Raw genomic sequence first — 26,061 nt, 5'->3', positions numbered from 1 at the left:
GGGCCGCAACGGCCGCGCTTAGCCTTGGGGGCGTGGGTGCGGCCGTCTGGCCGCCGCCGGCCGGCACCCGCGACCTGACAGGAGACAACCGACATGCGCATGCGTCAGAGCGGCGGCCCCAGACTCGAGGAAACGCCACGGGCCTCACCCACGCCCCCGCGCCTGCTGGTGTCCTCGGCGGCACTGCTCTGGGGGTTGCAGTTCGCCTTCCTGAACCCCGCGCTGGCGCTCCTGCTGGTCGCGCTGTATGACGCCACCCCCGCCGACGTCGGGTGGGTCCTTGCCGTCTACAACGCCGGCGGGTTTGTCGCCGCCCTGCTGGTGCCCGCCTATGCCGACCGCATGAACAACTATCTGCGGCCCCTCCTGGTCTGCGCCGGGCTGACCCTTGTGCTCGCCGGCGTGCTGGCCGGCACTACCTCGCTCCCGGTCGCCGTCGTCGGCCTGATCGCCCTCGGCGGCCCGGCGGGAGTCGGCGTCTCGCTACTCTTCGCGCACCTCAAACATTCGGGGGCGCCGCGGGCGGACGTCATGAAAACCCGGGCCGTCGTCTCCGTCGCGTGGGTGGCCGGGCCGCCACTGGCAACGCTCATCATGGGTACGCTGGGCAACCGTGCGATCCTGCTGGCCCTCGCAGCGGTGGCCGTGCTCAACATTGCCACCACCGCGGCCATGATCCGCCGGAAACCGCAGACGGTCAGCGACCCGACCGGCCCGTCAACCCCGGACGACGACGGCCCGCCGCTGTCCAGGGCCGGCCTCGCCGCCGTCGTCCTCGCGTTCATCGCCTTGCAGGCCACCAACAGTGCCGCAGTGTCCGTCATGGGCCTCTTCGTGACCGGCCGGCTTGGCCTGGACGTCCTCTGGGCGGGTATCGCGCTGGGCGTTTCCGCCGCGCTTGAGATCCCCGCGCTGCTTGTCATCGGGCGGCTGAGCGCGCGGTTCTCCAGCCGTGCCCTCATCACCTCAGGCTGTCTCGCCGGGATTGCGTACTACGCCGCGATGGCCTTCGTCGCCGACCCCGTAGGTCTCATCGCGCTCCAGATCCTCAATGCCTGGTTCTTTGCGATTGTGGCCGGAGTGGGCCTGACCCTGTTTCAGCAGATCATTCCGCGTCCGGGGCTGGCCTCGGGCCTCTACATGAACACCAGGCGCGTCGGCGCGATCGTCTCCGGCCCGATCATCGCCCTCGGATCCATGACCGCGCTCGGATACCAGGGAGTCTTCGCGGCCTGCGCCGCGCTCGCCGTCGTGGCACTTGCAGCCATCGCGCTGACCCGGACGGCGAAGGCCGCGGTACCGGACCCGGAGGCCGTCCATAGCGTACCGGCGTGAGCATCAGCCGCCCGGCACCCGCCGTCGGCCCCCCGCGCCCGAATTCGCCCCGGCCGGAACTTCAGGAAATGATGGGGCCATGGCGAAAACTGACCAGCAGCCCTGGGTGAAGAATTACCAGCCGGGCGTCCCGGCGGAGATCGAACTGCCCACGGAGTCGCTCGTGGACATGCTGGAGCGGTCCGTGGCCGAGGCGGGGAGCGCGCCGGCACTGGAGTTCTTCGGCCGCCGCACCAGCTACTCCGATCTCGGCGAACAGGTGGACCGGGCCGCCGAGGGCCTGCGCCGCCTCGGCGTCCGCGCTGGTGACCGGGTGGCCCTGATCCTGCCGAACTGCCCGCAGCACGTCGTCGCGTTCTACGCGGTGCTTCGCCTGGGCGCGGTGGTCGTCGAACACAACCCCCTGTACACCCCCGGGGAACTGCGCCACCAGTTTGAGGACCACCAGGCGCGGATCGTGATCGCATGGGACAAGGCCGCGGCGGCGGTCCGGGACTTCCCGGACGACGTCGAAATCGACCACATCGTCTCCGTCAACCTGCTGGAGGCGTTCCCCGCCGTCAAACGCCTCGCCTTGCACCTGCCGGTGAAGAAACTGCGCGAAACGCGTGCCTCGCTGACCGCGCCGGCGCCCGGCACCACGCCGTGGAAGGGGCTCCTCGCCCACGGCCGGATCGACCCCGCGCACCCGCGGCCCTCCGTGGGCGACCTCGCGGCGATCCAGTACACCTCGGGCACCACGGGCCGGCCCAAGGGTGCCATGCTGACCCATTTCAACCTGTACTCCAACGCGCTGCAGGGCGAGGCCTGGATGCATGGCGCGGAGTACCGCAAAGAGGTGTTCTACGCGATCCTGCCGATGTTCCACGCGTTCGGCATGACGCTCTACCTCACCTACGGCATCCGCAAACAGGGCCTGCTGGTCCTCTTCCCGAAGTTCGACCCGGATCTGATCCTTGCCGCCATGAAGAAGGCGCCCGCCACCGTCTACTGCGCCGTCCCGCCGATCTACGAACGCACCGCGATGGCCGCGAAGGAAAAGGGCATCTCGCTGCGGTCCTGCAAATACTGCATTTCCGGCGCCATGAACCTGCCCGACCACGTCGTAGAGCTGTGGGAATCCGTATCCGGCGGGTTGCTCGTGGAGGGCTACGGGATGACCGAGTCCTCGCCGGTGGCCATGGGCAACCCGTTCTTCCCCACCCGGCGCACCGGAACCATCGGCGTACCTTTCCCGTCCACGCTCATGAAGGTGGTGGACATCGACGACCCGGCCGTTGAGGTCCCTCAGGGCCAGCCGGGGGAGCTGCTGATCAAGGGCCCGCAGGTCTTCCAGGGCTACTGGAACAACCCCGAGGAAACCGCGAAAGCCCTCACGCCCGACGGCTGGCTGCGCACCGGCGACGTCGTCACCGTGGACGCGGACGGCTTCACCAAGATCGTGGACCGGGCCAAGGAACTCATCATCACCGGCGGCTTCAACGTCTCGCCCACCGAAGTGGAGGCCGCGCTGCGGCTGCACCCCGATGTTGCCGACGCCGCCGTGATTGGCAAGCCGCTGGAGCGCGGCGGTGAGATGGTGGTCGCCGCCGTCGAACTCGCCCCGGGTGCCGACCTCGACGAGGAGGCCCTGCGCACGTACTGCCGCGAGCACCTCGCCGGTTACAAGGTCCCCAAACGGATCGTGGCGATCGGCGACATGCCCCGTTCGATGCTGGGGAAGATCCTCCGCAAGCAGGTGCGCGAGCAAGTTCTGCCGGAGCTGTGAGGAAGCCGAATGCACACTGAAATCGACTTCACCGCAGGCGTCCCGCGCCCCGGCGATCTGGAGGTGGCCTGGATCCACGGATCCGAGTCCGCGAAGCACAACACGGACCCGGACATCCAGGTCCACGCCTACGACGACCACACGTTCATCCTGCGTCAGAACATGGCGGTCAATTACGAGGCGCCGTTCATGTTCCTGCTTTTCGGCAACGCCCGTGCCGTGCTCATCGATACCGGCGCCACCGCGTCCCCGGACTTCTTCCCCCTGCGCCGCGTTGTCGACGGCCTTATGGACGGGTGGCTTGCCGGGCATCCCCGCGACGGTTACCAGCTACTTGTCCTCCACACCCATCCGCACGGCGACCATGTTGCCGGAGATGCCCAGTTCGCAGGACGCCCCGACACCGTTCTAGTGGACGCGGCCCGGGACAGCGCGTGGGAATTCTTCGGGTTCACTGACTACCCTGACGACGACGGCAACGACTCAGACGACGAGGGCGACTCGGACGGCGGCGGCGACGGCTCAGACGACGAGAGCGACTCGGACGGCGGCGGCTCCGTGGAGCCGGCGCAGGTGGATCTGGGCGGACGCGTCTTGGAATGCTGGCCGAGCCCGGGGCACCACAACGCCGCAGTCACGTTCTACGATCCATACACCGGCTTCCTGCTCACCGGCGACACGGTATATCCCGGCCGGCTGTATATCCAGGACTGGCCCGCGTTTGTCCGCACCATCGAACGGCTGATCAGGTTCTGCGGTACCCGTCCCGTCACGCACGTCCTGGGCTGCCACATCGAGATGTCGCGGGAACCCGGCGTCGACTACCCCATCTACACCACGTACCAGCCGGACGAACCGCCGCTGCAGATGAAAGTCGACGACCTCCGGGAGATCCGCCGGGCCATCGACGAGGCCGGCGGGGGCCCCGGCCGACACGTGTCTCCCGGTTTCATCCTCTGCGTCGAGGGGGAGTGAGGCGGTAGCCGCCTCGGCCCTCAACGGCGAATACGCCGACGCAAGCGGGCACTTCGCGGCGATGATCGTGAAGAACATTGCCTCGAAATGCCCACTTGAGGCGCGGTTAGACGGGGACGGCTCTTAGAGAGCGCCCTGGCCCGGGGTTCCGGCGGGGATTGGCTCGTGGCGCATCACGGCGACCGGCCCCTGCAGGAGGCCTTCCAAGGAGGCGTTCAGCCGTTGAACCGGGCCGCCTGCGCCGTGGGCATCGAGCAGTTCAGCGGACTCCCACTTCTCGATCATGAGGATCTGGCCGTTGGGAGATTCGTGTATGGCGTAGAGGAGGCAGCCGGGTTCCTCGTGGACCTCTGCAATGGCCGGGGACAGGGCCTCGACCACCTGGTCAAAGGATCCTTCTTTGGGTGTAAACGTTGCGGTGACGACGACGGGCATGGTTTTTCCTTTGCGATGTGGTTCTTAGCGGGTAGCGGTCTGGGCGAGCGGGGCACAGCTGTTGCGCGGCAGGAAGTCGGCCTTGACCTCGATTAGCCGGGGCCCTTCCGGCAGCTTGCCCTGCATGCGTCCAAGCACGAGTTCGAGCGCATGGACGGCGAGCATGTCCAGCGGCTGGCGGATCACGCTCAGCGGCGGGGTCATTAGTTCTGTCCACGGATTGTCATCGAAGACGATCACCGAGAGGTCCTCGGGAATGCGGACCCCCTTCTGGACAAGCCGCCGCACCGAGCTCTGCACCTGGGCCGTGTTGGCGACGATGAGGGCCGTGGGCGGCTGCGGCATGGCAAGAAGGGAACCGACGGCATCGCCGCCGGCATCCCCGCGGAAGGGGACGTCGCGGATGAGCAGGGGGTCAACCGGCAGCGAAGCGGTCTCGTGCGCCGCCCGGTAACCGCTGATCCTGGCCCGGCCCGTTGACGTGCTCAGTGGCCCCGTAACGAGGGCGATCCGGGTATGGCCGAGGCCGATCAGGTACTCGGTGGAGCGCCGGGCGGAGTCAAAGTTTTCAATGCTGACGACGTCGACATTGCCGAGTTCCTCGATGGTGCGGTCAACGAACACCACATTCACGCCAAGGTCCTGCAACCGCGCCCATTTCTCAATGTTGCCGCCCGTGGGAGTGGCAATGACGCCGCTGACGGACCGGTCCAGCAGGGTATCCAGCGATTCCGCCTCCAGATGCGGATCCTCCTGGGTGGTCATCAAGACAACCTGCACGCCGTGGCTGCGGGCCTCCCAGACGATGCGGTCGGCCAGGCGGGCGAAGAACGGGTTGGAAAGGTCGGTGACAACGAGCCCGATCGTGAGGGCATGGCCCCCGCTGAGCTCGCGGGCCGCTGCCCGGGGGCGGTAGCCCAGCTCATCGATGACCCGGACGACTTCCTGTCGCTTTGCTGGTGCAACGGGCCCGGAATCCGGGTTCAGCACCCGGGACACGACCGAGACCGAGACTCCCGCAGCCGCCGCGACATCGCGAATGGTTGGGGCCTTCTTCACCGCTCCTCCTTGAGGGAAATCCTAGGCAGTAGTTCGTACACAGCGTCTCCGGTCGAACGCCATGAGCTGGCGGAAGACGTTTCGTTTGGATCCGTTGACACAGCTTAGCACCGGGTGGTACAAAAGTGGAACCGGTTCCACTTCGGGTAAATTTCAAGCCAAACCGCGACAAGGAAGTTGTGCCATCCGCTACGGCGGAAGGGTGTCTCTTCGCTTCGCACCCCTACCAGAGAGACTCCAGTGAATCTTCACAAACTCCTCACCGACCGTGAACAGGAAGGCCGCCCCATCCGGGTCGGCCTGATCGGCGCCGGCCGCTACGGCACCATGTACCTTGCCCAGGCCAACAACATCCCCGGCATCCACGTCGTCGCCATCGCGGACATCAACGTCAAACGCGCCGAAGGCGCCTTCGCGCTGGTCGACTGGCCCGCAGGGCAGATCGCCCCCGACATCGCCACGGCGCTCACAAACCGCACGACGGCGATTGTTGCCAACGCGGACGAGCTGTTCGACGTCGACATCGACGTGATCGTCGAGGCTACCGGCAACCCGATCGTGGGGATCAAGCACGCGCTCCGCGCCATTGAAACCAGGAAGCACATCATCATGGTGACGGTCGAGGCCGATGCCCTGGCAGGCCCCGCCCTGGCCAAACGGGCCGAAGCCGCCGGTGTCGTCTATTCGATGGCCTACGGCGACCAGCCCGCCCTCATCATGGAGCTGGTGGACTGGGCCCGCACCAGCGGGTTTGACGTGGTCTGTGCAGGCAAGGGCGCCAAGTACCTTGAGCACTATCACGAAATGAACCCCGACAACGTCTGGGAAAACTGGGAATTCTCGAAGGAGCTCACCGACTCCGGGCAGCTGAACCCTTACATGCACACGTCCTTCCGGGACGGGACCAAGGCGGCAATCGAAATGGCCGCCGTGGCCAACGGCGCCGGGCTCGAACCGTCCGATGCCGGGCTGAGCTTTACGCCGGGCAACGTCGAGGAAATCGCCACAATCTGCCGTCCCAGCGATGTCGGCGGGGCACTGGCCCACGAGGGAAGCGTCGATGTCATGTCCAGCGTCAACCGCGACGGCAGCTGGATCAGCCACAACACCCAGGAGGGTGTCTTCGTCGTCGTGAAAGCCACGAACGGCTACGTTTCCGGCTGCTTCAACGAGTACCCCTGGCACCCGGACCCCACCGGCCAGTACGCGGCCCTGTACCGCCCGTACCACTACGTCGGCCTCGAACTCAACGTCTCCATCGCCAATGCCGCCCTCCGGGGGATCGCCACGGGTTCGCCCATCGGATTCTTCGGTGACGTCGTCGCGACGGCGAAGAAGGACCTCAAAGCCGGCGAATTCCTCGACGGCGAAGGCGGCTTCACAGTCTGGGGCAAGCTCGTTTCGGCCAAGCACTCGGTGGCCACCGGCGCCCTCCCGGTTGCGCTGGCCCACCACGTCGAACTGCGTAACGACGTCGCCAAGGGCGACATTGTCCGCTGGGACGATGTCATCATTGACGACTCCCTGTCCCAGGCTCTTGAGCTGCGCCGCGAAACAGAGGTGTTCATCGCCGAAACCGCTGCCGTAGGGGCCTGACTCACTCCCTGATTGCTTCCGTACGCCGGATCACATCCTTCCAATGAAGAAAGGCATCGCATGAATACGAAGACCCGCGCCATCACCGGAGTCCTGGCCTGCAGCCTGGCAGCCTCCGTCCTTGCCGGCTGTGCCGCCGGAGCATCCGGCGGAGGGCAGGCCGGACCGGTCGCCAAGATCCAGTTGTCGATTCCGGACCCGCTCACATCCTCTGTCGGAGTCTCGGCCCAGCACTTCGCCGACCAGGTGAAGAAGACGTCCAACGGTTCCGTCGCCGTCACGGTGGTTCCCAACGGCACAAGCTTCAGCGGGGACCAGAACGCCGCCGTGACCAGGCTGCAGGGCGGCTCCCTGGATGCCCTGATCCTGTCCACCTCGGTGTATGCCTCGGTGGTGCCGGAAATGAATGCCATCAGCATCCCGTACCTGTTCAAGGACACCAAGCAGGAAGCGGCCTTCCTTGACGGCAAGCCGGGCCAGGCTCTGAAGGACAAGCTGGCCAAGAAGGACACCGTCGCCCTGAGCTTCCTGACCCGGACCGGCCGCGAGATCACCAACTCGGTCCGTCCCATCGAGAAGCCCGCGGACCTGAAGGGCTTGAAAATCCGGGTTCCGGGCAACACTCTCTGGACCGACTTCTTCGGCAAGCTGGGCGCCAGCCCCACCACCATGGCGTTCTCCGAGGTCTTCACCGGTCTCCAGACCGGAACGATCGACGGGCAGGAAAACCCGATCGAAGTGCCCTGGACCAACAAGTTCTCCGAAGTGCAGAAGTACGTCTCGCTGACCAACCACATCAACGACGCCTGGGTCCTGGCCCTGTCGTCGAAGAAGTGGGAGTCGCTCAGCGCCGACCAGCAGAAGGCCCTCACCGACGCGTCGGCGGAAACCTCAACGTTCAAGACCGGTTACGACGCCGAACAGTCCAAGAAGCAGCTGGACGAACTCGCTGCCAAGGGCATGAAGACCAACGAGATCACTGCCACCGGCCTCGAGGAGTTCAAGGCCGCCTCAAAGAGTCTGTATCCGGAGTTTTCCCAGCTCATCGGCAAGGAATTCTTCGATCAGGCGATCGCCTTCACCACCTCTAGCTAGTCCCGCAGGGGTGGGAGCGTCTTCCCGGCCTCCCGCCCCTGCCCGCCCTCCCGCTCTCAATGTCGACAGTCTGGAAGAACATGAAACACGCCCTCGCTCCCGAGGAACTCGAGGAGGTCATTCCGTCTGACGCGGAAGAGATCCTGCACCACGGTCACGTCGCTTCGCGCTGGAGCGGGGGACTCTGGTTCGACAGAACACTGGAGTGGATCGTGGGCGCGGCGATCCTCGCCGAGCTCCTGGTCATCCTGCTGAACATCATGGTCAGGCTCATCACCGGCGACTCCGTGCTCTGGACCCAGGAAGTATCCGAGATAGCACTCCTGACGATTGCCTTCATCGGCGGAGCGATCGCCTATCCCAAGGGCGCGCACATGTCGGTGCAGGCACTCATCATGCGCCTGCCCGCGGGGTGGAAGCCCTATCTGGCGGCCCTGGTCGACTGGCTCGTCTTCGTCATGAGCGCCGGCGCATTCGCCCTCTTCGTGCCGACCCTAGCCCAGCAGATCGACGAAAAGACGCCGATCCTGCAGCTGCCCGTGTTCTGGGTTTCGATGCCTTTCTCTGCCGGCATGGTGCTCATCGCATGGTTCGCGCTCGTCAAGCTCTGGCGGCAGGAACGCCGTCCCGTTCTGGTTGCCGCCGGGATCGCCGCGGCGATGGTCGCCGTCGTTCTCCTGGCCCCGCCCCTTTTCTACTACGCATCGCCGAACGTCCTCCTCGGCGTGGTGCTCGCAGTGCTGTTCCTGCTGCTCTTCCTGGGTCTCCCGATCGCCTTTGTCCTGGCCCTGGCGTCCGGAATCTACCTCTACCTCGGCGGCATTTCCGATGTCAGCGCCATCCCGATCGGAATGGCCTCAGGCGCCAAGGGGTTCGTGCTGCTGGCCATCCCGTTCTTCATCCTCGCCGGCACGGTCATGAACTCCGCCGGCCTCACCCTGCCGCTGGCCAAGCTCGTTGACGCCCTCATCGGCCATCTGCGCGGCGGCCTGCTGCAGGTGGTCGTCGTCACCATGTACATCTTCTCCGGCATCTCCGGATCCAAAGTCGCCGACGTCGCCGCCGTGGGCACCACGATGCGCGGCATGCTGGAGGAACGCAAATACCCGCGCGGCGAGGTGGTCGCTGTCCTATCAGCGTCGGCCATCATGGGCGAAACCATCCCGCCCAGCATCGTGCTGCTCGTTCTCGGTTCCATCACGACCATCTCCACCACCACCCTGTTCCTGGCCGGGTTCATTCCCGCGGCGTTCCTGGCGCTCGTCGTCATGGGCCTCGTGTTCCTGCGGGCCCGCAAGCAGGGCGGCGTCGCCAGCCCCAAGGCCACCTGGCGCGCACGCGGCTCGGCGACATTCTTCGCGCTGCCAACCCTCCTCCTGCCGGTCGGCATGGTGGCGGGCATCCTCACCGGTTTCGCGACCCCGACGGAGGTCTCCTCTGTCGCGGTGGCCTACGCGTTCGTCCTGGCCGCCACCTACCGCCGCGGCAGCAAGAAACTCCTCGGTGACACCTTGCGTGAAACGACGACGACGGCGGGCATGGTGCTCTTCATCATCGCCGCGGCCTCGCCCCTGGCCCAGACCCTCGCACTCGCCGGCGTCTCGCAGCAGATCCACGACCTCATGTCCGGACTCGGCGACTCCCCGGTCCTGTTCATGCTGTTCACGGTGATCCTGCTCATCATCATGGGCCAGCTGCTCGAGGGGCTGCCGGCAGTACTCATCTTTGCCCCGCTGCTGCTGCCGATCGCCACGGACTTCGGCGTCAACCCGGTCCAGTACGCCATGGTCCTCATCATCTCCATGGGCATCGGCTCGTTCGCTCCTCCGGCGGGCGTCGGCTTCTACGTCGCCTGCGCCACCGCCCGCGAAACCGTGGAAAACAGCCTCACGCACTTCTGGCCCTACCTGGCGGCCCTGTTCATCGGGCTCCTCGTGCTGGCCGCGGTTCCCTGGTTCAGCACCTTCCTCCCCGCCCTCGCCGGGCTCATCCCCTTCTAAGCCAGGAGACCGCAAACAATGAACGTTACTTCCACCGGATTGCCCACGTCAGTGGCCCTGCTGGGAACAGGTCCCATGGGCGCCCCGATCGCCCGGAACATCATCGCCGCGGCCGTCCCCCTGACGCTTTGGAACCGCACGGCGCACAAGGCCGAGGCCATCGCCGGCGGCCGCGTTGCCGCCTCCCCGGCGGATGCGGCCAGCGACGTGGTGCTGACCGTGCTGCCCGACCTCCCGAATGTTCAGCGGCTCCTGGAAGGACAGGACGGGCTCCTGGCCGCGTGGAAGGCTGCCGGGATCGTCAACCCCGTACTGGTCATCCATGGCACGGTCTCGCCTGTAGCCGTCGCGGCCTTCGCCGCCGAATGCCAGCGCGAACACGGGGTGACGGTCATTGATGCACCGCTCAGCGGCGGCACCATCGGCGCCGAAGAGGGCCGGCTAAGCACCATGATTGGCGGACCCCGCCACGTTGTGGAGCAGCTCACGCCGCTCTTCCGGCTATACAGCTCCACGGTCGCCTGGTTCGGCGACACCGGTGCCGGATCGACCGTCAAGGCCTGCAACCAGATCGTCGTTGCCGCCACCGTCACCGCGCTGGCAGAAGCCATGGCGCTCGCCGAAGCCTCCGGGCTGGATCTTGAACGGGTCCAGTCAATCCTGGCCGGAGGACTCGCGAACTCCGAGGTGCTCCGGCAAAAAGGGCAGCGGTGGATTGACACCGACTTCGCAGGCGGCGGATCGGCCAAGAACCAGCTCAAAGACCTCGGATTCATCGCTGAGGTCGCCGCGGGGGCGGGCCTGAACTTGCCCCTCGCCGGAAGCCTCCTGACGGCGTTTCAGGCGATGGTCTCCGCGGGCCACGGCGACCTGGACCACACGGGCATCTACCTCGGCCTCCGTGGCTGACCCGGTGGCGGCGTCGGCGACCTACCTCGGAGGGCCCGCGATCCTCAGCGGCCCCGGAGCGACGCCGCGGCCGGAACACCCGGCGGGAATTCGGGCAGCGCCCCTGCGGGAGTGTGGAAGATCCACAACGAGAGCGCACGGTAGGCGGCCCAGTCGTCGTCGGCCGCCCGCAGGGACGCGGTCTGGGATCCGTCCTGCTGCTCGGTGGTCCGGATGACCTGCAGCTGGACCGGCGCGGCTTCGGGGAGCCGGAGTGTGACCAGGCCCGAGGCCGGCAGCGTTCCGTGCGGGAACCGTACGGCCGCGCCGCCGACGGAGATGTCCAGCAGTTCGCCGCAGACGCCCTCGGCTTCCACGGGCGCCGTCACCTCGATCCGGTGCGCGTTGCGGCGGGACGTGGCGAATTCAGCGGCCCGGATCCGCCGGGTGCCGAGGACCAGGACCGCGCCGGCGAGCACCAGCCAGGCGCCAGAGGCCACCGTGGAACCGGGCGTCGTGCGCCAGGGAACCAGGCCGGCCAGCCCGGCGGCGGCGTACAGAATGACCGCGGTGATGAGAACCACCATCACGATCAGAATCCGCGGCGTCCGGCCGCGGAGCCGCGAATCCGCGGCGCCCTTGGGCGTGACCTGGAACTCCAGGACGTTCCGGGACATGAGCCACCAGAGGCACGCCAAGCCAACCGGGACGCGGAAGATCCGCAGGGCGAAGGCCGTGGGCCAATGGATTTCGTTGCGCATGAGCTGCTTGGAGCCCCACAGCCGCACGGTGAACATGACCAGGAAGACCCCGGTGAACAGCAGCGGACCGGCGGTGGAGGTCTGGGCCCCGGACAGCATGATCAGCACCGGAATCAGGAAGGCCACCAGTGTGGCGATGCCCTCCAGCCACCACAGCGTGCCGTTGAGGTACTCGTGGTAGTTCCGCCACGACATCCAACCCTTGGCCGCCCACAGTTTCTCGTGGACCAGGATCTGCATCGCGCCCATGCCCCAGCGCCGCCGCTGCAACAGGTACTGGTCCGGCGTCGCCGGCGCCAGCCCGACGGCGAGGGTCTGGTGGTGGTACACGGTCCGCCAGCCGCGCCGGATGAGTTTGAGTGTGGTGTGCATGTCCTCGGTGATGGTTTCGGTGGCCACGCCGCCCACCTCTTCCAGGGCGCTCATCCGCAACAACGACGTCGACCCGCACCAGAAGGGCCCGGCGCCGGGAACGTTGCGGGAGGCCATGAGGACGTTGAAGAAGGTGCCCTGCTCGCCGGTGATGCCGTCGTCGTCGAACGCGCCGCCGTTGTAGAAGGACTGCGGACCCTGGATCAGCGCGATCTCCGGGTCCTCGAACCAGCCCAGCGTGGCGGTGAGGAAGGTGGGCAGCGGGACGTGGTCGCAGTCCAGCACCGCGATGATGTCGATGCCCGGGCCGCCTGCGGCCTTTTCCGCGGCCATCAGGCCCAGCGCGTGGTTCATGTTGCCGGCCTTGGCGTGGTCGTGGACGTCTCGGCGGACGTAGCGGGCGCCGTAGGCGGCGCACATTTCCTCAACCCAGGGCCGGTCGCCGTCGTCGAGGACCCAGGTCTCATGGTCCGGGGCGAGCTCGCAGGCCGCGGCCACCGTGGGCGTCAGCACCTCGATGGGCTCGTTGTACGTGGGGATCAGGACTGCGACCCGCATGCCGTTGGGTGCCTCGGTCACCGGCGCCGGCGGATGGCTGTCGATGTTCCACACGGACCACGCCTTCAGGATAAGGCCGGCCAGCGGGAGGGCCTCGAAGGTCACCAGGATCCAGGCGATGGTCAGGTTCCATTCGCCGGACGGCATCGTGAACAGCACACGCCATGTCAGGTACAGGACCAGGGCCGCGATCGCGGCAAGGCCGCCAAGATGGGCCAGCCGCCGGGACCGGGGCGCTTCCGGCCCGGGAGGTCCCAGACGGGCAGCCCAGCCGGCAATGCCCGCGCGGGTCAGCGCCGTGGCATCAAGTTGTGCGGGCCGCGGCGCCGCAGAAGTCTTGTCGGCCGACAGTCCCTCAGCCGATGCGCTTTCGGCGCGCTGCCGTAGATCCTCACGAGACACGTGATCTCCCTCAGCTAGATCCGGTGCTCAAGTCCGATCATCGTAGCCGCGGAGTGCCCCGCGTCGCCGGGGCTGGCGTAATACTTGCACAAAACTGCGCCCGGGGTGCTGTTTGGGTGGCGCCAGGAGCCATCACCGCATGTTAATGCGCCGGAACCCGCTGCACAGGCGCCCAGTGCGCTGCGGTTTGGTGCGCTGGCTTAGTGCACTGGTTTAGTGCACGGCGATGTTGTCCGCGTCCCCAGGGCCGACGAACTTGCACGAGCCCGGATGCCGCACGGGCAACGTGCAGGTGCGCCCGGTGGGCAAGTGGACATTGGCGCACCGTCCTGCCAGGGCCACATCTTCCCGGACATGCGTGACGTGCGTGCTGCTCAGATCCCGGGTTCCTTCCTCACTGCTGGCGGGCTGGGGGCTTCCGGACGGACGGCGCTCTTGGCTGTTCACGGCTGCAACTCCTCGGGATCTGTTCTGCAGGAAAGATGGGAAGGATGCTTAGTTTCCGAAGTCCCCAGCCTTGCACGGTTGGGTTAACACCGGGTTACGGGGGCGTTAGGGTCCCGTCTCGGCTGTGGACTGCGGGCGGGCCCGGGGCGCAGGGAGTTTGGCAGTCCAATCGCCTGCCAACCCTTTCGCCGCCGCCTTGCTGTTCCTCATACTGGAAAGGCAGATCCGCGATTCCGGCAGGCGAGGACGGTGGTGGCTGATGAGCAGCGGGGTGAGCGGTTCAAGCAGCGCGTTCCGGCGCCGGGTGGAGCGCGCGGCGGAACTTCGCGGCGTGCGGGCCTCGGGCAGCACTGCGCAGGAGAACGATGCGTTGAACGCCGCGGAGGAGGAACTCCGGCAGAAGCGGGCCAAGATTGACGACGCCGCCAAGGCCGAGTACCTGATCCGCGACGCCATGGCGCAGGGCAAGTTCGACAACCTCAAGTACGCCGGCAAACCCATCCCGGGCCTGGGGGAGGTGTACGACCCCGACTGGTGGGTTAAGGGCCTGATCCAGCGGGAGAATATCTCCGGCCTGGGCCCGAAGGCGATCCTGCTCCGCACCGAGGACGCCGAACTCGATGCCCGGCTCGATGCCCAGTTCGGCGAGAAGCAGGTGCGCGAGATGGTGGAGGACTTCAACGCTCGGGTCATCGATGCCCGGCGGCAGCTTCAGGGCGGCCCGCCGGTGATCACCAAGACGCGCGACGTCGACGTCGAACTGGACCGCTGGCGGGGGCGCCGGGCTGCCACGGCCGCCGCTGCTCCCACCGAGCCGGAACCGGCCCAGTCCTGGTGGCGGCGGCTCTGGAACGGCTCCGCTTAGGCGCTGCCTAGGCGCTGTCCGGGGGATGCCCGGTGGAACCCCGCACCACCAGCTGCGTCGGAACGAGATGCAGCCGCTGCGGAAGATCCCGGGTTTCCCGCCGTTCAAGGATGTACCTGCCTGCCTGCAGGCCCACGGCGAAGTTGCCGTTGTCCACCGAGGTTAGGGACAGGTGGCGGATGCGGGCGAGGTACGTGTTGTCGTAGCCGACCAGGGAGAGGTCGCCCGGCACCGTGAGGCCCTGGTCGGCGGCGGCCGAGAGCGCGCCTATGCAGGCGAGGTCGTTGAACGCAAAAATCGCGGTGGGCCGCTGCGGTCCGGCCAGCAGTCGGCGCGCGGCCTCGTACCCGCTTTCCTCGCTCATGCCGCCGGCCACCACCCAGGGATCAAGCCCGGAATCCCGCATCGCGGCCTCGTAGCCTGCCCGCCTCAGCCGGCCGATCTCGCCGGGGCCCTGCAGGTGGGCGATGCGCCGGTGGCCCAGGGCAATGAGGTGCTCGGCCGCCTGACGGGCCCCGGATTCATCGTCGTCGACCACGATGTCCGCCCCGGGCAGCGCCGGCTCCCGGGTGCCGGCGAGGACCACCGGCACGGTCGCGATGGCCGTCTCCAGGGCAGCTTCCTCTGACGTGGTGCCGACCACCACAAGGCCGTCGATGCGCTGCTCCAGCAGAGTCTCCACGGATCGTCGGCCCACCCTGTTGTCGGTGTAGGAATCAACCAGCACGGGGGAGACCCCGGCTGCGTGCAGCGTCGCGCTCAGGCCCTCGAGGAGCTCGACAAACCAGGGATTTCGGAGGTCGTTGAGCAGGACACCGATAGTGCCGCTGTGCGGGCTGGAGAGCCCGCGGGCCAGCTGGTTGGGCCTGTAGCCGAGTTCGGCCATCGCGTCCAGGACGGCCCGACGGCGGTCTGAACTCACGTTGGACGATCCGCCCAGCACCAGGGACACGAGGGATTTGGACACTCCGGCGCGCTCGGCGACGTCGCGGATGGTGGGCCGGCGGGGCGGATGGCCGGGGGCCGGCGGCTGGTTCATGGCGCTCCTCCTCTGGATGCCGTCCCAGCATAGGGGTTGACGGGTGATCCCGACAAAGTCCATTATGGACCGGTCCAAGTAATTGTCCAAGTAGTTCGTCAATGGGGTTTGCCGAGCAGTGAGGAATTGTTATGAGTGCACCACAGTCGCCGAAGCCCGCCCGCCACGAGACAGGACACTGACGTGCTGCGCTTTGCTCTCTTAGGCGCCGGTTTCATCGGATCCGTCCACGCCGCCAACCTCGCTTCCCACCCCGGCGTCGAATTTTCCCGCATCTATGACATCGACCGGAGCCGGGCGCAGGCCCTGGCCGAGACGCACGGGGCCAGCGCCGCCGCGGACTTGGACGAGGTGTTCGATCCGGAAAACATTGACGCCGTTTTCATCGCTTCCTCCACCGACACCCACGCCCGGCATCTGGTCCGCGCCGCCGACGCCGGCCTGGCCGTACTGTGCGAAAAGCCGATCGACTTGGACCTTGACCGGGCCCGGGAAGCCGCCGCCCACGCGGCGGGGCGCGCCGTCCCGGTCATGATCGACTTCAACCGCCGCTTCGACCGCGACTACGCGGAACTCAAGCGGACCATCGACGCCGGTGAGATCGGCGACGTCGAACTCCTCCAGCTCACCACACGGGGCCCGGCCCTCCCGCCGCTGTCCTACATCGCCACGTCGGGCGGCCAGATGCGGGACCAGACCGTGCACTTTTTCGACCTCGCCCGCTGGCTCACCGGGCTGGACCCGGTGGAAGTTTTCGCCGCCGGCTCCGCCCTTTCAGATCCCCGCCTGGCCGAGTACGACGACGTCGACACCTCCGCGGTCACCCTCCGGCTGCCGACCGGTGCGCTGGTGCAGATCGACAGCGTCCGGCGGACGGGCTACGGCTACGACGAGCGGATCGAGGTCATGGGCTCCGCCGGTTTGGTCGAGGCCGGACGCCGCCGCACCGGAGCCGTGTCGCGGTACCGCGCCGGCCAGGTGGTGGACGACGGGCTGCACCCCGGGTGGTTCGAACGCGTCCAGCCCACCTATGCCGCCGCCCTGGCCCACTTCGTGGCCGCGGTGGAGAGCGGGACGCCCCTGACGCCCTCGCTCGATGACGGGTTGAAGGCCCAGGCCATCGCGGAGGCCGCCACCCGCTCCCTGCACACGGGGAAGTCGGAGCGGATCGAATACTAAGTCTCCCCAAGGCGCGGGGTGCCGTCGGGGCCGACCTGCGGGCTTAATCATGGCCGGAGGAAGCCGTCAGGTCCGACGGATGGGGCCGGTTGCGCGCTGCCTTTGGGTGGCCGGCGCTGTTAGGTGGAGGTGGCTTGAGCGGTGCTGTTGCGAACGACGAGTCGGGGTGTCAGCACCTCGGTACGTGGCGGCAGGGAGTGGTCGGCGATGCGGGCGAGGAGAAACTCTGCGGCTCGGATACCCACTTCCCGGCTGACGGGGTCGACGGTAGTGAGGGAGACGTGCCGGATCCCGGCGAGATAGGTGTTGTCGTATCCGACCAGTGAGAGTTGTGAAGGGACGCTGATGCCGTGGTCGTCGGCGGCCGAGAGCGCACCGACGGCGAGGATGTCGTTGGCGGCGAAGACCGCTGTGGGCGTCCGGCCGCTTTCGATAAGGCGGCTCATCGCCGAAAAGCCGGAGTGTTCGCTCATGTCCGTAGGCACCACCCGGATGTAGTCCTGCAAGCCGTGCCGGGTCATCGTCTCCCGGTAGGCGTCGGCCCGCAACCTGGCGGCTCCGGTGGGAGCGGTGAGGAAGGCAATGTCGTTGTGGCTGAGACCAATCAGATGCTCCACGCCCATGCGGGCACCGGCAGCGTCGTCGTTGGTGACACGGTCCGCTGCCGGGAGGTCGAACGCGCGGGTGCCGACGACGACGGCCGGCGTGTGCAGTGTGGCGCGCGTGAGGTCTTCATCGGCGTTGAAGTCTCCTGCGATGACCAGACCGTCGACGCGAAGTTCCATGAACGCGGACACCGGGCTTTCCCCCGGGCGGGCCAGATAGCGCGGGTCGCCGAGGACCATCCTCAGGTTCTGCTCCCGGAAGATGCTCTGCAGGCCGTCGAGCAGCTCCACGAACCAAGGATTGGCGAGGTCGTCCAGGAGCACTCCCACTGTTCGCGTCCGTCCGCTGGCAAGCGAGCGGGCCGCGTTGTTGGGCCGGTAGTCGAGAGTGGCAATGGCGCTGGCAACGGCGTCTCTTTTTTGTTCGCTCACCTTTGGTGAACCCCGCAGCACCAGGGAAACGAGGGCACGCGATACGCCGGCCAAGCGCGCCACATCCTCAATGGTGGCGCGCTTGGCTACTCCGTGCTGCTTCGGTTCACTCCCGGACAAATGGCCTCCTGCCGGCAAGCGTATCGCGGGATCGACGGCGGTTCCCGCCATCGCCATTCATGGGCACGGGGCCCGGTGCGGCGGCTGCCGGGGTTACAGGACTGCGGCCGCTTTGTCAGCTGCCATCGCGGACGCGATGACGGGTATGGCCCCGGTGCGGAAGTGTACCTCCAGCTCCTCCAGCGATTGCCCCTTGGTCTCCGGGACAAATTTCGCCGCGAAGATCAGGGAAACAATGTTCACCAGGACGAACACGGTGAAGGTGCCGGTTGAGCCCAGGGCGACGACCAGGATCGGGAACAGGAAGGAGATCGCCGCGTTCACGGTCCAGAGGGAAAACACCGCAATGCCCATCGCGAAGCCGCGGATGGCCAGCGGGAAGATTTCAGAGAGCAGCAGCCACACGCAGGTGCCGATGAAGCACTGCACGAAGGCCACGAACAGCATCATCGCGGCCAGGATGGTGTAGCTGACGACTTCCGACTGGGGAAGCGTGAAGACGACGGCGAGCAGTGCCTGCGAAGCCACGACCCCGGAGAAACCAATGACCAGCATGCGGCGGCGCCCGATGAAGCCCAGCAGCCAGATGCCCAGGACGGTCATCAGCACCGAAGTCACACCCACGGCGATGGTAGCCACTAGGGAAGCGCTCACGCCGAGGCCGCTGCGCTCGAGGATCGTGGGTGCGTAGTAGTTCACGGTATTGATGCCGGTTGCCTGCTGGGCCGCGGCGAGTCCGATACCGACCCAGAGGAGCCGGCGCATCCAGGGATTGTTCTTCAGATCGCGCCAGGCGCTGGAGCGCTCATTCCGGGCCGCATTCGCGGACTCGACGATTTCCTTGTACTCGAAAGCGGCTTCCTCCGGACTGCGGCTGAGGTCGAGGACGCGGCGGCTGTCCTCGAACCTGTCACGGATGGCGAACCAGCGCGGCGATTCGGGCAGGACGTACATTCCGATCAAGAGTGCGATGGCGGGGATGGACGCAACGCCAAGCATGATGCGCCAGACTTCCGAGTCGTGGATGACGGCGTCGAGGAGTGCGTTGATGGCAAAAGCGAGCATCTGGCCGGTAACGATCATCAGTTCGTTGATCGTGACCATGCGTCCGCGCAGGTGGGCCGGCGCCATCTCTGCAAGGTAGAGGGGGCACGTCACGGCGGCGGCGCCGACGCCAAGGCCAAGGATGACGCGGGCCACGACCATGAAACCAACAGTTGGCGCGATGGCGCAGCCTATCGCTCCGAGGAGGAACAGAAGTGCACAGACAAGCAGTGTGCCGCGCCGCCCGAGCTTATCGGCGAGCCGTCCGCCGCTCAGCGCACCGACCGCGGCACCGGGAAACAGTAGCGCGCTGACGACAGTGGCCTCTTCGACGGGGCTCATGCTCAGGGAGTCTTGCATGTAGAGCAGCGCACCGGAGATGACACCCGTGTCGTAGCCGAACAGGAGTCCGCCAAGTGTGGAGATGACAGTGAGGCGGGCGAGATATCCGCGATGTTTTGAGCCCGATGCGGGCGAGCTTGCTATGGACAACGGCATTGTTGACTTCCTTGATCCGGCCGGCCGGAATGGCGGGCCTTGAATTGGGAGAGTTCCCGGGAGTGTGCTGGATCACGTGGATGCAACGTTAGAGCGCTCTAACGCAATCGTCAAGAATTTGTACTGACATTCGGTCAAAGTTCTGATCGGTGCCACAGTTTGGCAGCCCCATGCGAGCCCGTATGGGCGCGCCAGTCTGGCGTAGCGCGGGGAGGCAGGCTTGAGGTGCAAGGGAAATCTTGGCAATCGCGGCAGTGACCGAGGACCCTTGTCCAGCGCTGTTCGGCTTGTTAGCATGTCAGGACAATCACCTAGAAGAAGCTGGTGCCCCTCTTGCGTATCAACGTCAACACCACAGCGGTCCGTTCGTGACGGGGAACCGCTCGCTCCCCGTGTCCAGGGTCCCGGACTCCCGCGACGCACCTCCGCTCCGGTGGGGGATCATGGGGCCCGGCTGGATTGCGGAACGCTTCACGGAATCCGTCCAGGCGCACACCTCGCAGCTGATTGCAGCGATCGGATCCCGCTCGCTGGACCGTTCCGAAGCGTTTGCCGGACGCCACGGCATCTCCCATTCCTTCGGCAGCTATGAAGAGCTGGCGGCCTCCGACGTCGACATCATCTACGTGGCCACGCCGCACAACTTCCACTACGAGGCCGCTCTGCTGGCGCTCGACGCCGGCAAGCACGTCCTGATCGAGAAGCCGATCGGCATCAACCGCGAACAGGCGGCCGGCATCGCCGACCGGGCCGCCGGGGCTGGCCTGTTTGCCGCCGAAGCCATGTGGACATTCTTCCTGCCCAAGTTCGACGTCATCCGGCAGGTGCTCGACTCCGGAATGCTCGGGGACCTTACGACAGTCCTCGCCGAATACGGCGAGCACTTTGATCGCAGCCACCGGATCTTCGACCCGGCCCTGGCAGGCGGCCCGTTGCTGGACCTCGGGACCTATCCGCTCTCGCTCATCACGTCCGTCCTGGGCGAACCGGACCGTCTCCTGGCGCTCGGTGAACCGCACGAATCCGGAGTCAACGCCCAGCTTTCCGCCGTCATATCCTTCGCCGGCGGACGCCAGGCCATGATGAACACCCAATTGCACAATTTCACGCCGACGTCGGCCACTATCGTGGGTACGGAGGCGTCACTGACGATCGATGGGCCCTTCAACATGCCCGGCGGCTTCGCCATCCGCTTCCCGGACGGCACCCGGCTGGCCTATGAGGAGCCGGCCGGAGCACACTTTGAGGGCCTGCACTACGAGGCTGCCGCCGTCGCCCGTGCCATTGCGGCGGGGAAACTCGAGGTTCCGCAGCGGCCGCTCGCCGAATCCATCCGGACCATGGCCGTCGCCGACGCCATCAGGAACCAGCTCGGAATCGTGTTCCCCGGCGAAAGCCCCGCGACGGTGCGCCGTGACTGACATTCGTGCCTCGCAGGGTGCCATGCTGGGGCCGTCCCGCCGGGGCTGCCGGCCGTCGTCGGGCGTTGGACAGCTGGGCGTTGCCGGCGCTATTCGGCGGACGGGCGCCTGCGCTGCTGTTTCGTCGCGGCCCGCTGTTCCTTGGCGGCCAGACGCCGGCGGTTCGAGCCCCGCGTGGGTTTGGTCGCCCGGCGTCGAGCAGCATCGGGGGCAAGGCCCTCTGCCACGAGTGCTGCGAGCTTGGCCGATGCAATCTCGCGATTGCGCAGCTGGGAGCGCCGCTCGGAGGCGGTCACGGTGATCACCCCGGCGATGCGCCGCGGTCCGAGACGCGTGACCAGCCGCAGCCGTTGGCCCTCCGACAGCGCCGCCGAGGCGGCGACGTTCCATGAGAGTTCGACGCGGCTGTCCGAGGTATTGACGTGTTGACCGCCAGGCCCGGACGAACGCGAGAATCTCCAGCCGAGTTCCGACGCGGGAATCGTGAGCGCGGGCGACACCTCCAGATCCATGCACCTAGCGTTGCACGATCTGTGTGTAATCTGCCGCCGCCCCCGCGGGGGCTCAAGCGCAACTTTCCCAGGCGGGTGCCCGTCCGTACGCTGACCTCGCGGAGAACGATGCCGTCATTCGATGTGGTCCGAGCATATGCCATATGGGCCATGCAATTTATGGTCGGCCTTCGAAATTCGATCCGGACGCGATTCGCAGGGTTCAGGCACGGATGGAACACGTTAAGAGACATTCCGGCGAGGCGAAACGCCGGAGGAAGTGGAGCAATTGTGAAGCCTTCATGGGCCCATGGCGGTGCATTTTGTTAGTATCTCTAGGTGCTAGATGATGCGTGCGGCCGTCGTCCCGACGGGGCGGTCAGTGCCGCGCGTCGCGCACTGTACGGACGGGCAGCCCGTTCAGATTTTCCACGGACTTTTGGCGACTGGCAGCCCCGCGCAGTGGTTTTCGACTGCGATGGGCTACTGATGGATACCGAATCCCTGTGGATTCAAACCCAGCGTCTTGTCAGCGAAAGCCATGGCGTCCTCTTCGACGCCGACTTGCAGCACCGTCTCGTTGGCCTCCCCGCCAGCCGAATAGGGCCGTTGATTGCCTCTCGTGCGGGACAGGACCCGGGATTACTTGTTGAACAATTACTCCAGGTCAATATGGCCATGGTGGCTCAATCTGCCGTGCCGATGCCGGGTGCGCGATCCTTCGTCGCGGCGGTCTCCTCGCGAGTCCCGGTGGCAGTGGCCAGTAATTCCGCCCGGCGCATCTTGGATCAGACGCTGCTTCGTGGCGCGTTCGACGGGGGGTTCAGCGTCACGATTTCCGCAGACGAAGTCGCCAATCCGAAACCGGAACCGGACGTGTATCTGGCCGCCGTGGACGCCCTGAACTTATGTCCGGAGGATTGCCTGGCTTTCGAAGACTCCGAGGCCGGGGCCTCCGCCGCGCGCTCCGCGGGGATGAAAGTCATCGCAATACCCGCTTCGCCGGACCAGAAACCAATGGCTGACCTGACGCGCGAATCTCTGGAAGCAACCGACCTTCTGAACTGGGTGGAGGGCTGGGCCTGAGAGAAGGTCCTGCCGGCTCTTCAAGATCCGGCCTGGTGCCGGCACCGCTCCCGAGTCGCGAGACGCCGGCACTGCATGAGTGCAGATTCCCGTCTGCGATCCATTTCCGTCGTCCGAGGCGTCCAAAGGAACTAATGTGGAGATATCGGGGGGCTGCTTCGTGATTGGCGAATTGCGCCTTGGTACGTCTGCCTGAGGTGTTCGACGGTGGCATCATAATGCCGGCTCGCGTAGGCGGCGTACAGAATATCGATTACCAGCAGCTGGCCCCATTTGCTCGTTACGGATTCTCCGTAGAGTTCCCCGCCGCTGGGAACAGTGGCGGTGTATAAGAGAACATCCGCGTATTCGTGCAGCGGGGAACCCTCGGTGCCGGTGATGGCAATAGTCGCCGCCCCGCGTTTTTGGGCCAAGTGCATCGCGTCGATGATGGGGGTACTTTGGCCGGAGTCGCTGATTCCGATCAGCAAATCTCCGGGCTCGATGATGGCCGCCAACATGACCTGGATCGTCGTGTCCCGGTACAACATACACTTCTTGCCGGCCCGGGTGAAGCGCATGACAGCTTCCTCAGCCGCGATGCTGGATGATCCCATGCAGCAGAAGATCACGGTGTTGGAGGCGTCGATGATGTCGACCGCGCGCTCGATGGACTTAATATCTTGTCGGTTCGCGGTCCGTCTGAGGGACTGTATGCTGCTTCGTTCGACCTTCCCGGCGATATCTTCTGTTGAGTCTCCGCGGTTGACGCCTTCGTAAACGACCTCCGAATTCGTTGACTGTGCGCCGCTTGCAGCTTTGGAGATGAAGGTAGCTTCGGCCAGGCCGAGCATCATGGATTTGTAACCATCGATGCCCAGTTCTTTCACGAACCTGGACACAGTCGATTCTCCGACGCCGGCAGCGAGGGCGAGTTCGGTGATGGTCATGGACTGGGCCTGCTCGGGGGACTTCAGCACTGCCTCGGCTACCAGACGAAGCGAGGGTGGCAGGTACGGCAACCGCCCCGATATTCGGTGCAGCAGTCCGCCTCCTGTAGAGGTCTCCGTCATTGTGCAATCTCCGGTCTAGGGCGATGTGGCCAGCGCGTTCAGCAGGTTTTCCACCGCGGCTTCGGTGGCTCGATCCACGCTTTCCCTAGTGTATCCACCGATGTGCGGGGTGGTGATGACCCTCGGATGCGAAATCAATTTGCTCGGTGCAGGCGGTTCCGCGCTAAATACGTCGGTGGCGAGAGTGTCCACCCGTCCGGAGTCCAGACCTTGCAGCATTGCTGCGTCGTCTATGAGCGACGCCCTGGCAGTATTGATAACGATGGCGCCGTCCCGGAGCAGCCCTATCGCCTCGGCGCCAAGGACAGGGAGGCCTGCCGGCGGCATATGAAGCGATATGATCTGGCTTGCTGACAGGACAGTCTCCAATGGCGCCCAGGAGAAATCGGGAGACGGATTGAAGGATGCCAAGGGGTATTCATCGAACGCCAGCACTTTCATCCCCAGCCCCAAAGCCAGGGAGGCCACCCGGCGGCCTATCTGTCCGCACCCGATGACACCCAGAACCTGGCCGGAGATTTCGCGGCCCTGCCGGCGCTTCCAATCCCCTGATTTCAGTTGCGTGTCATGCCAAGGGATACTGCGGCAGCTGGCCAGCATGAGCGCGATCGTTAGTTCCGCGACTCCCTGGGAATTTGTTCCCGGCGCCGTGACGACACTTATGCCAAGACGAGCAGCTGCCTCCTGGTCGATGGAGTCAACGCCCACGCCGTTCCGGGAGATGGCCCGAAGGTTCGGAAGTTCTTCCAGCAACGCGCCGGAAAGGACTTCGGTCCCGGCTAGATAGCCGACACAGTCACTTAGGGAGGACCGGATTTGTTCCTCACTGGGTACGGCGCCGGGGGCCGGAAACACGAGATCGTATCCGGCGTCTTCCAGCAGCCTGAGGGCCGGGTGTCCCCCGCCCGAAAGTGAGCGGGGGGTCACTGCGATGCGGCCCTTACGGCCGGTGGTTGTCGTTCCAGTTGGCGGCATGGAGCTCAGGCCTGCCAACGGGGATTGTCAATGAACTCCGGCTTGCCGTCGCTTTCGACGCACAGCTTGCGGAATCCCTTGGTTTCGATGGTCCCGTAGTCGTGGCCGGCGTGTCCGGGGAAGGCGAAGAAAGTTACGAGCGGCTCGGTATCGGACACATTGATGCTGCGGTGGGCGTAGCGGCGCGGGACGTAGACCGCCTGGCCCGGGGTGAATTCGGCCGCCTGCCAGTCGCCTTCAGGGTTTTCCATAAGCATGTAACCGCGTCCGCTCAGGCAGTAGTAGATTTCCGCCGTGTCCAGGACTTCATGGAAGTGTCCCTTGGTCATGTGGTACTCATCGCCCACCTTTCCCGGATACGTGATGCTTGTTCCGTATGCCACGTCGCCGCTGGTGGATGGGACCCCCATGTCGAAGAACTCGTACACGAGCACGTCCTCCTTGGTGAGCTGAGCGGTGGCGGCCTCCTGGTCGGCGTACATCTCGGCCATGGCGGAGAGGCGGCGCTGCAGGGGGGCTTTGCTTTTTGACAGTCCGGTGACCACGTTGAAGTCGGTGACGACTGCTTCGACAGTCGTTGCGGGGGTGGTGTTCATGAGAGGTTCTCCTTCTGGGATACGGTGTGGGCAATATCGGAGAGGCGGTCAAAGTCCGCTCCCCGGGTGGGAATGTCGATGTTGAATACGTCGGCGATCACGCGGGTCCAGCCGTGGATGAAGTAGACCCAGCCGTCCTCCACCCGGACCTGTTGCTCCGGTTGTTGCGCCCGGGCCTGGTCCAGGAAGACCAGATCGCCGCGGTAGTTGAAATCCCAGGCGATGGCTCCCTGGGGGAAGGTGACGCTGTCGGTCAGCGGCGAACCAGGACGGTCTTTGCCCAGTCCGGTGGCGTTGATGATCAGGGATCCGGGAGACGCGTTGGCAACGACGTCGTCGTTGGTCGATTCGTCCGTTGCCTGGACGTACGTGATCGGCAGCGTGCTGCTGATCCTGACGTGCATTTCCCGCATTTCCTCGAGCCGCAGACTCCGGCGGTTGGTGACAATGATTTTCTTGGGACCGGGGAGGCCAGCGGCGGCGCGCTGGTGCAGGTACAGGGTGAGTGCCAGGGAGGACCCGCCGGCGCCGAGCAATACCAGGTCTGCCGGCGAGTCTTTCCAGTAGTTTTCGGGAAGGATGGCTTCCAGAGACAGGCCGCTGGTGACGGCGTCCATGGCGTTGCCCCAGAGGTGCGGGGACCGTTTGCTGATGCTGCTGATCTCGTGCAAGAGCTGCGCATCGGGGCCAAAGTCGTCGAAGAGGTCGCGGGCAGCGCTGACAATGTCCAATTTGTGGGTCGTTACCAGTGCCCCGAGCGACATCGGGTCGGATTTCAGGAAACCGACGACGTCCCGGTAGGCCTCCCGTGGCGCGCCCAACGGCAGATCAATGCCTTTGAGGGTCGCATTCAGGCCGAGCTCTTTGGCCCAGGCCGGGAAGACTTTCATGATGGAGGATTTGTTCGTCGTGACACCGATGAAGTACATCGTCGGTTCGACGGCGGGCAGTAGCGTCACAGGGCGCT

22 protein-coding genes are annotated in these 26,061 nt (G+C 65.9%); 11 read left to right on the top strand and 11 right to left on the bottom strand.

The annotated features are described in order from the left end of the window. Positions 1-93: 93 nt before the first annotated feature. The 3 genes from ABD243_RS14000 to ABD243_RS13990 all read left to right on the top strand — a co-directional run bounded on the left by ABD243_RS14000 (position 94) and on the right by ABD243_RS13990 (position 4,078). On the top strand, positions 94-1,335 hold the full coding sequence (locus ABD243_RS14000) for an MFS transporter (protein WP_344366855.1): 1,242 nt from the start codon (positions 94-96) through the stop codon (positions 1,333-1,335). A 79-nt stretch (positions 1,336-1,414) separates the two neighbouring features. Continuing rightward, the gene (locus ABD243_RS13995; RefSeq protein WP_344366852.1) at positions 1,415-3,103 is read left to right on the top strand and encodes a long-chain-fatty-acid--CoA ligase; all 1,689 of its coding nucleotides are present in this window, start codon (positions 1,415-1,417) and stop codon (positions 3,101-3,103) included. Positions 3,104-3,112: 9 nt separating this feature from the next. Beyond that, positions 3,113-4,078 carry an MBL fold metallo-hydrolase gene (locus tag ABD243_RS13990; RefSeq protein ID WP_344366850.1) on the top strand — a complete coding sequence of 322 codons (966 nt, stop codon included), beginning with the start codon at positions 3,113-3,115 and terminating at the stop codon, positions 4,076-4,078. A 123-nt stretch (positions 4,079-4,201) separates the two neighbouring features. On the opposite strand, the gene ABD243_RS13985 is transcribed toward ABD243_RS13990, so the two are convergent. Together ABD243_RS13985 and ABD243_RS13980 are read right to left on the bottom strand one after the other, a co-directional pair. Then, complete coding sequence (locus tag ABD243_RS13985; RefSeq protein WP_344366848.1) at positions 4,202-4,513, bottom strand: putative quinol monooxygenase; 312 nt, start codon at positions 4,511-4,513, stop codon at positions 4,202-4,204. Positions 4,514-4,537: 24 nt separating this feature from the next. Then, entirely contained in the window at positions 4,538-5,572 is a 1,035-nt protein-coding gene (locus ABD243_RS13980) for a LacI family DNA-binding transcriptional regulator (protein ID WP_344366846.1), read from the bottom strand. Between the two features lie 240 nt (positions 5,573-5,812). Between ABD243_RS13980 and ABD243_RS13975 the strand changes: the two genes are divergently transcribed. From ABD243_RS13975 to ABD243_RS13960, 4 genes are all read left to right on the top strand, one after another. Then, a complete protein-coding gene (locus tag ABD243_RS13975; protein WP_344366844.1) occupies positions 5,813-7,168 on the top strand; it encodes an NAD(P)H-dependent oxidoreductase in 1,356 nt (451 codons plus the stop codon). A gap of 60 nt (positions 7,169-7,228) precedes the next feature. After that, the gene (locus tag ABD243_RS13970) at positions 7,229-8,263 is read left to right on the top strand and encodes a DctP family TRAP transporter solute-binding subunit (protein ID WP_344366841.1); all 1,035 of its coding nucleotides are present in this window, start codon (positions 7,229-7,231) and stop codon (positions 8,261-8,263) included. An 80-nt stretch (positions 8,264-8,343) separates the two neighbouring features. Next, positions 8,344-10,263, top strand: a complete 1,920-nt coding sequence (locus ABD243_RS13965) for a TRAP transporter large permease (RefSeq protein WP_344366840.1) — start codon at positions 8,344-8,346, stop codon at positions 10,261-10,263. An 18-nt stretch (positions 10,264-10,281) separates the two neighbouring features. Next, positions 10,282-11,172 carry an NAD(P)-dependent oxidoreductase gene (locus ABD243_RS13960; protein WP_344366838.1) on the top strand — a complete coding sequence of 297 codons (891 nt, stop codon included), beginning with the start codon at positions 10,282-10,284 and terminating at the stop codon, positions 11,170-11,172. Between the two features lie 44 nt (positions 11,173-11,216). Here ABD243_RS13960 and ABD243_RS13955 read toward each other — a convergent pair whose 3' ends face one another. Continuing rightward, on the bottom strand, positions 11,217-13,244 hold the full coding sequence (locus ABD243_RS13955) for a glycosyltransferase family 2 protein (protein WP_344366836.1): 2,028 nt from the start codon (positions 13,242-13,244) through the stop codon (positions 11,217-11,219). Positions 13,245-13,962: 718 nt separating this feature from the next. On the opposite strand from ABD243_RS13955, the gene ABD243_RS13950 reads away from it, so the two are divergent. Continuing rightward, on the top strand, positions 13,963-14,556 hold the full coding sequence (locus ABD243_RS13950; protein WP_344366834.1) for a DnaJ family domain-containing protein: 594 nt from the start codon (positions 13,963-13,965) through the stop codon (positions 14,554-14,556). 7 nt (positions 14,557-14,563) lie between these two features. Here the strand turns inward: ABD243_RS13950 and ABD243_RS13945 are convergent, their stop codons facing one another. Beyond that, positions 14,564-15,595 carry a LacI family DNA-binding transcriptional regulator gene (locus ABD243_RS13945; protein WP_344366832.1) on the bottom strand — a complete coding sequence of 344 codons (1,032 nt, stop codon included), beginning with the start codon at positions 15,593-15,595 and terminating at the stop codon, positions 14,564-14,566. A 183-nt stretch (positions 15,596-15,778) separates the two neighbouring features. Here ABD243_RS13945 and ABD243_RS13940 point away from each other — a divergent pair, with 183 nt between their 5' ends. Next, entirely contained in the window at positions 15,779-16,774 is a 996-nt protein-coding gene (locus ABD243_RS13940; protein WP_344366830.1) for a Gfo/Idh/MocA family oxidoreductase, read from the top strand. Positions 16,775-16,893: 119 nt separating this feature from the next. On the opposite strand, the gene ABD243_RS13935 is transcribed toward ABD243_RS13940, so the two are convergent. After that, positions 16,894-17,931: a LacI family DNA-binding transcriptional regulator gene (locus tag ABD243_RS13935; RefSeq protein ID WP_344366828.1), complete on the bottom strand. Its 1,038-nt coding sequence runs from the start codon at positions 17,929-17,931 to the stop codon at positions 16,894-16,896. A gap of 93 nt (positions 17,932-18,024) precedes the next feature. After that, complete coding sequence (locus tag ABD243_RS13930; RefSeq protein ID WP_344366826.1) at positions 18,025-19,473, bottom strand: sugar porter family MFS transporter; 1,449 nt, start codon at positions 19,471-19,473, stop codon at positions 18,025-18,027. A gap of 368 nt (positions 19,474-19,841) precedes the next feature. Between ABD243_RS13930 and ABD243_RS13925 the strand changes: the two genes are divergently transcribed. After that, positions 19,842-20,894: a Gfo/Idh/MocA family protein gene (locus ABD243_RS13925; RefSeq protein WP_344366824.1), complete on the top strand. Its 1,053-nt coding sequence runs from the start codon at positions 19,842-19,844 to the stop codon at positions 20,892-20,894. An 89-nt stretch (positions 20,895-20,983) separates the two neighbouring features. On the opposite strand, the gene arfB is transcribed toward ABD243_RS13925, so the two are convergent. Continuing rightward, positions 20,984-21,406, bottom strand: coding sequence for an alternative ribosome rescue aminoacyl-tRNA hydrolase ArfB (gene arfB, locus ABD243_RS13920; protein ID WP_344366822.1), 423 nt, complete (start codon positions 21,404-21,406; stop codon positions 20,984-20,986). Between the two features lie 378 nt (positions 21,407-21,784). Here arfB and ABD243_RS13915 point away from each other — a divergent pair, with 378 nt between their 5' ends. Next, a complete protein-coding gene (locus tag ABD243_RS13915) occupies positions 21,785-22,471 on the top strand; it encodes an HAD family hydrolase (protein ID WP_344367150.1) in 687 nt (228 codons plus the stop codon). A gap of 131 nt (positions 22,472-22,602) precedes the next feature. On the opposite strand, the gene ABD243_RS13910 is transcribed toward ABD243_RS13915, so the two are convergent. The 4 genes from ABD243_RS13910 to ABD243_RS13895 are packed head-to-tail and all read right to left on the bottom strand — an operon-like array spanning position 22,603 to position 26,053. After that, positions 22,603-23,523 carry a MurR/RpiR family transcriptional regulator gene (locus tag ABD243_RS13910; RefSeq protein ID WP_344366820.1) on the bottom strand — a complete coding sequence of 307 codons (921 nt, stop codon included), beginning with the start codon at positions 23,521-23,523 and terminating at the stop codon, positions 22,603-22,605. A gap of 15 nt (positions 23,524-23,538) precedes the next feature. Beyond that, positions 23,539-24,498, bottom strand: a complete 960-nt coding sequence (locus ABD243_RS13905) for a phosphoglycerate dehydrogenase (protein WP_344366818.1) — start codon at positions 24,496-24,498, stop codon at positions 23,539-23,541. Between the two features lie 5 nt (positions 24,499-24,503). Further along, on the bottom strand, positions 24,504-25,094 hold the full coding sequence (locus ABD243_RS13900) for a glucose-6-phosphate isomerase (RefSeq protein WP_344366816.1): 591 nt from the start codon (positions 25,092-25,094) through the stop codon (positions 24,504-24,506). Next, positions 25,091-26,053 carry a shikimate dehydrogenase family protein gene (locus ABD243_RS13895; protein ID WP_344366814.1) on the bottom strand — a complete coding sequence of 321 codons (963 nt, stop codon included), beginning with the start codon at positions 26,051-26,053 and terminating at the stop codon, positions 25,091-25,093. Before ABD243_RS13895 ends, ABD243_RS13900 begins: the two co-directional genes overlap by 4 nt. Between the last annotated feature and the right edge of the window lie 8 nt (positions 26,054-26,061).

Origin of the sequence: Arthrobacter humicola, assembly GCF_039531445.1 — a bacterium.
GTDB lineage: Bacteria > Actinomycetota > Actinomycetes > Actinomycetales > Micrococcaceae > Arthrobacter > Arthrobacter humicola.
This window is presented reverse-complemented; position numbering and strand designations above follow the sequence as displayed.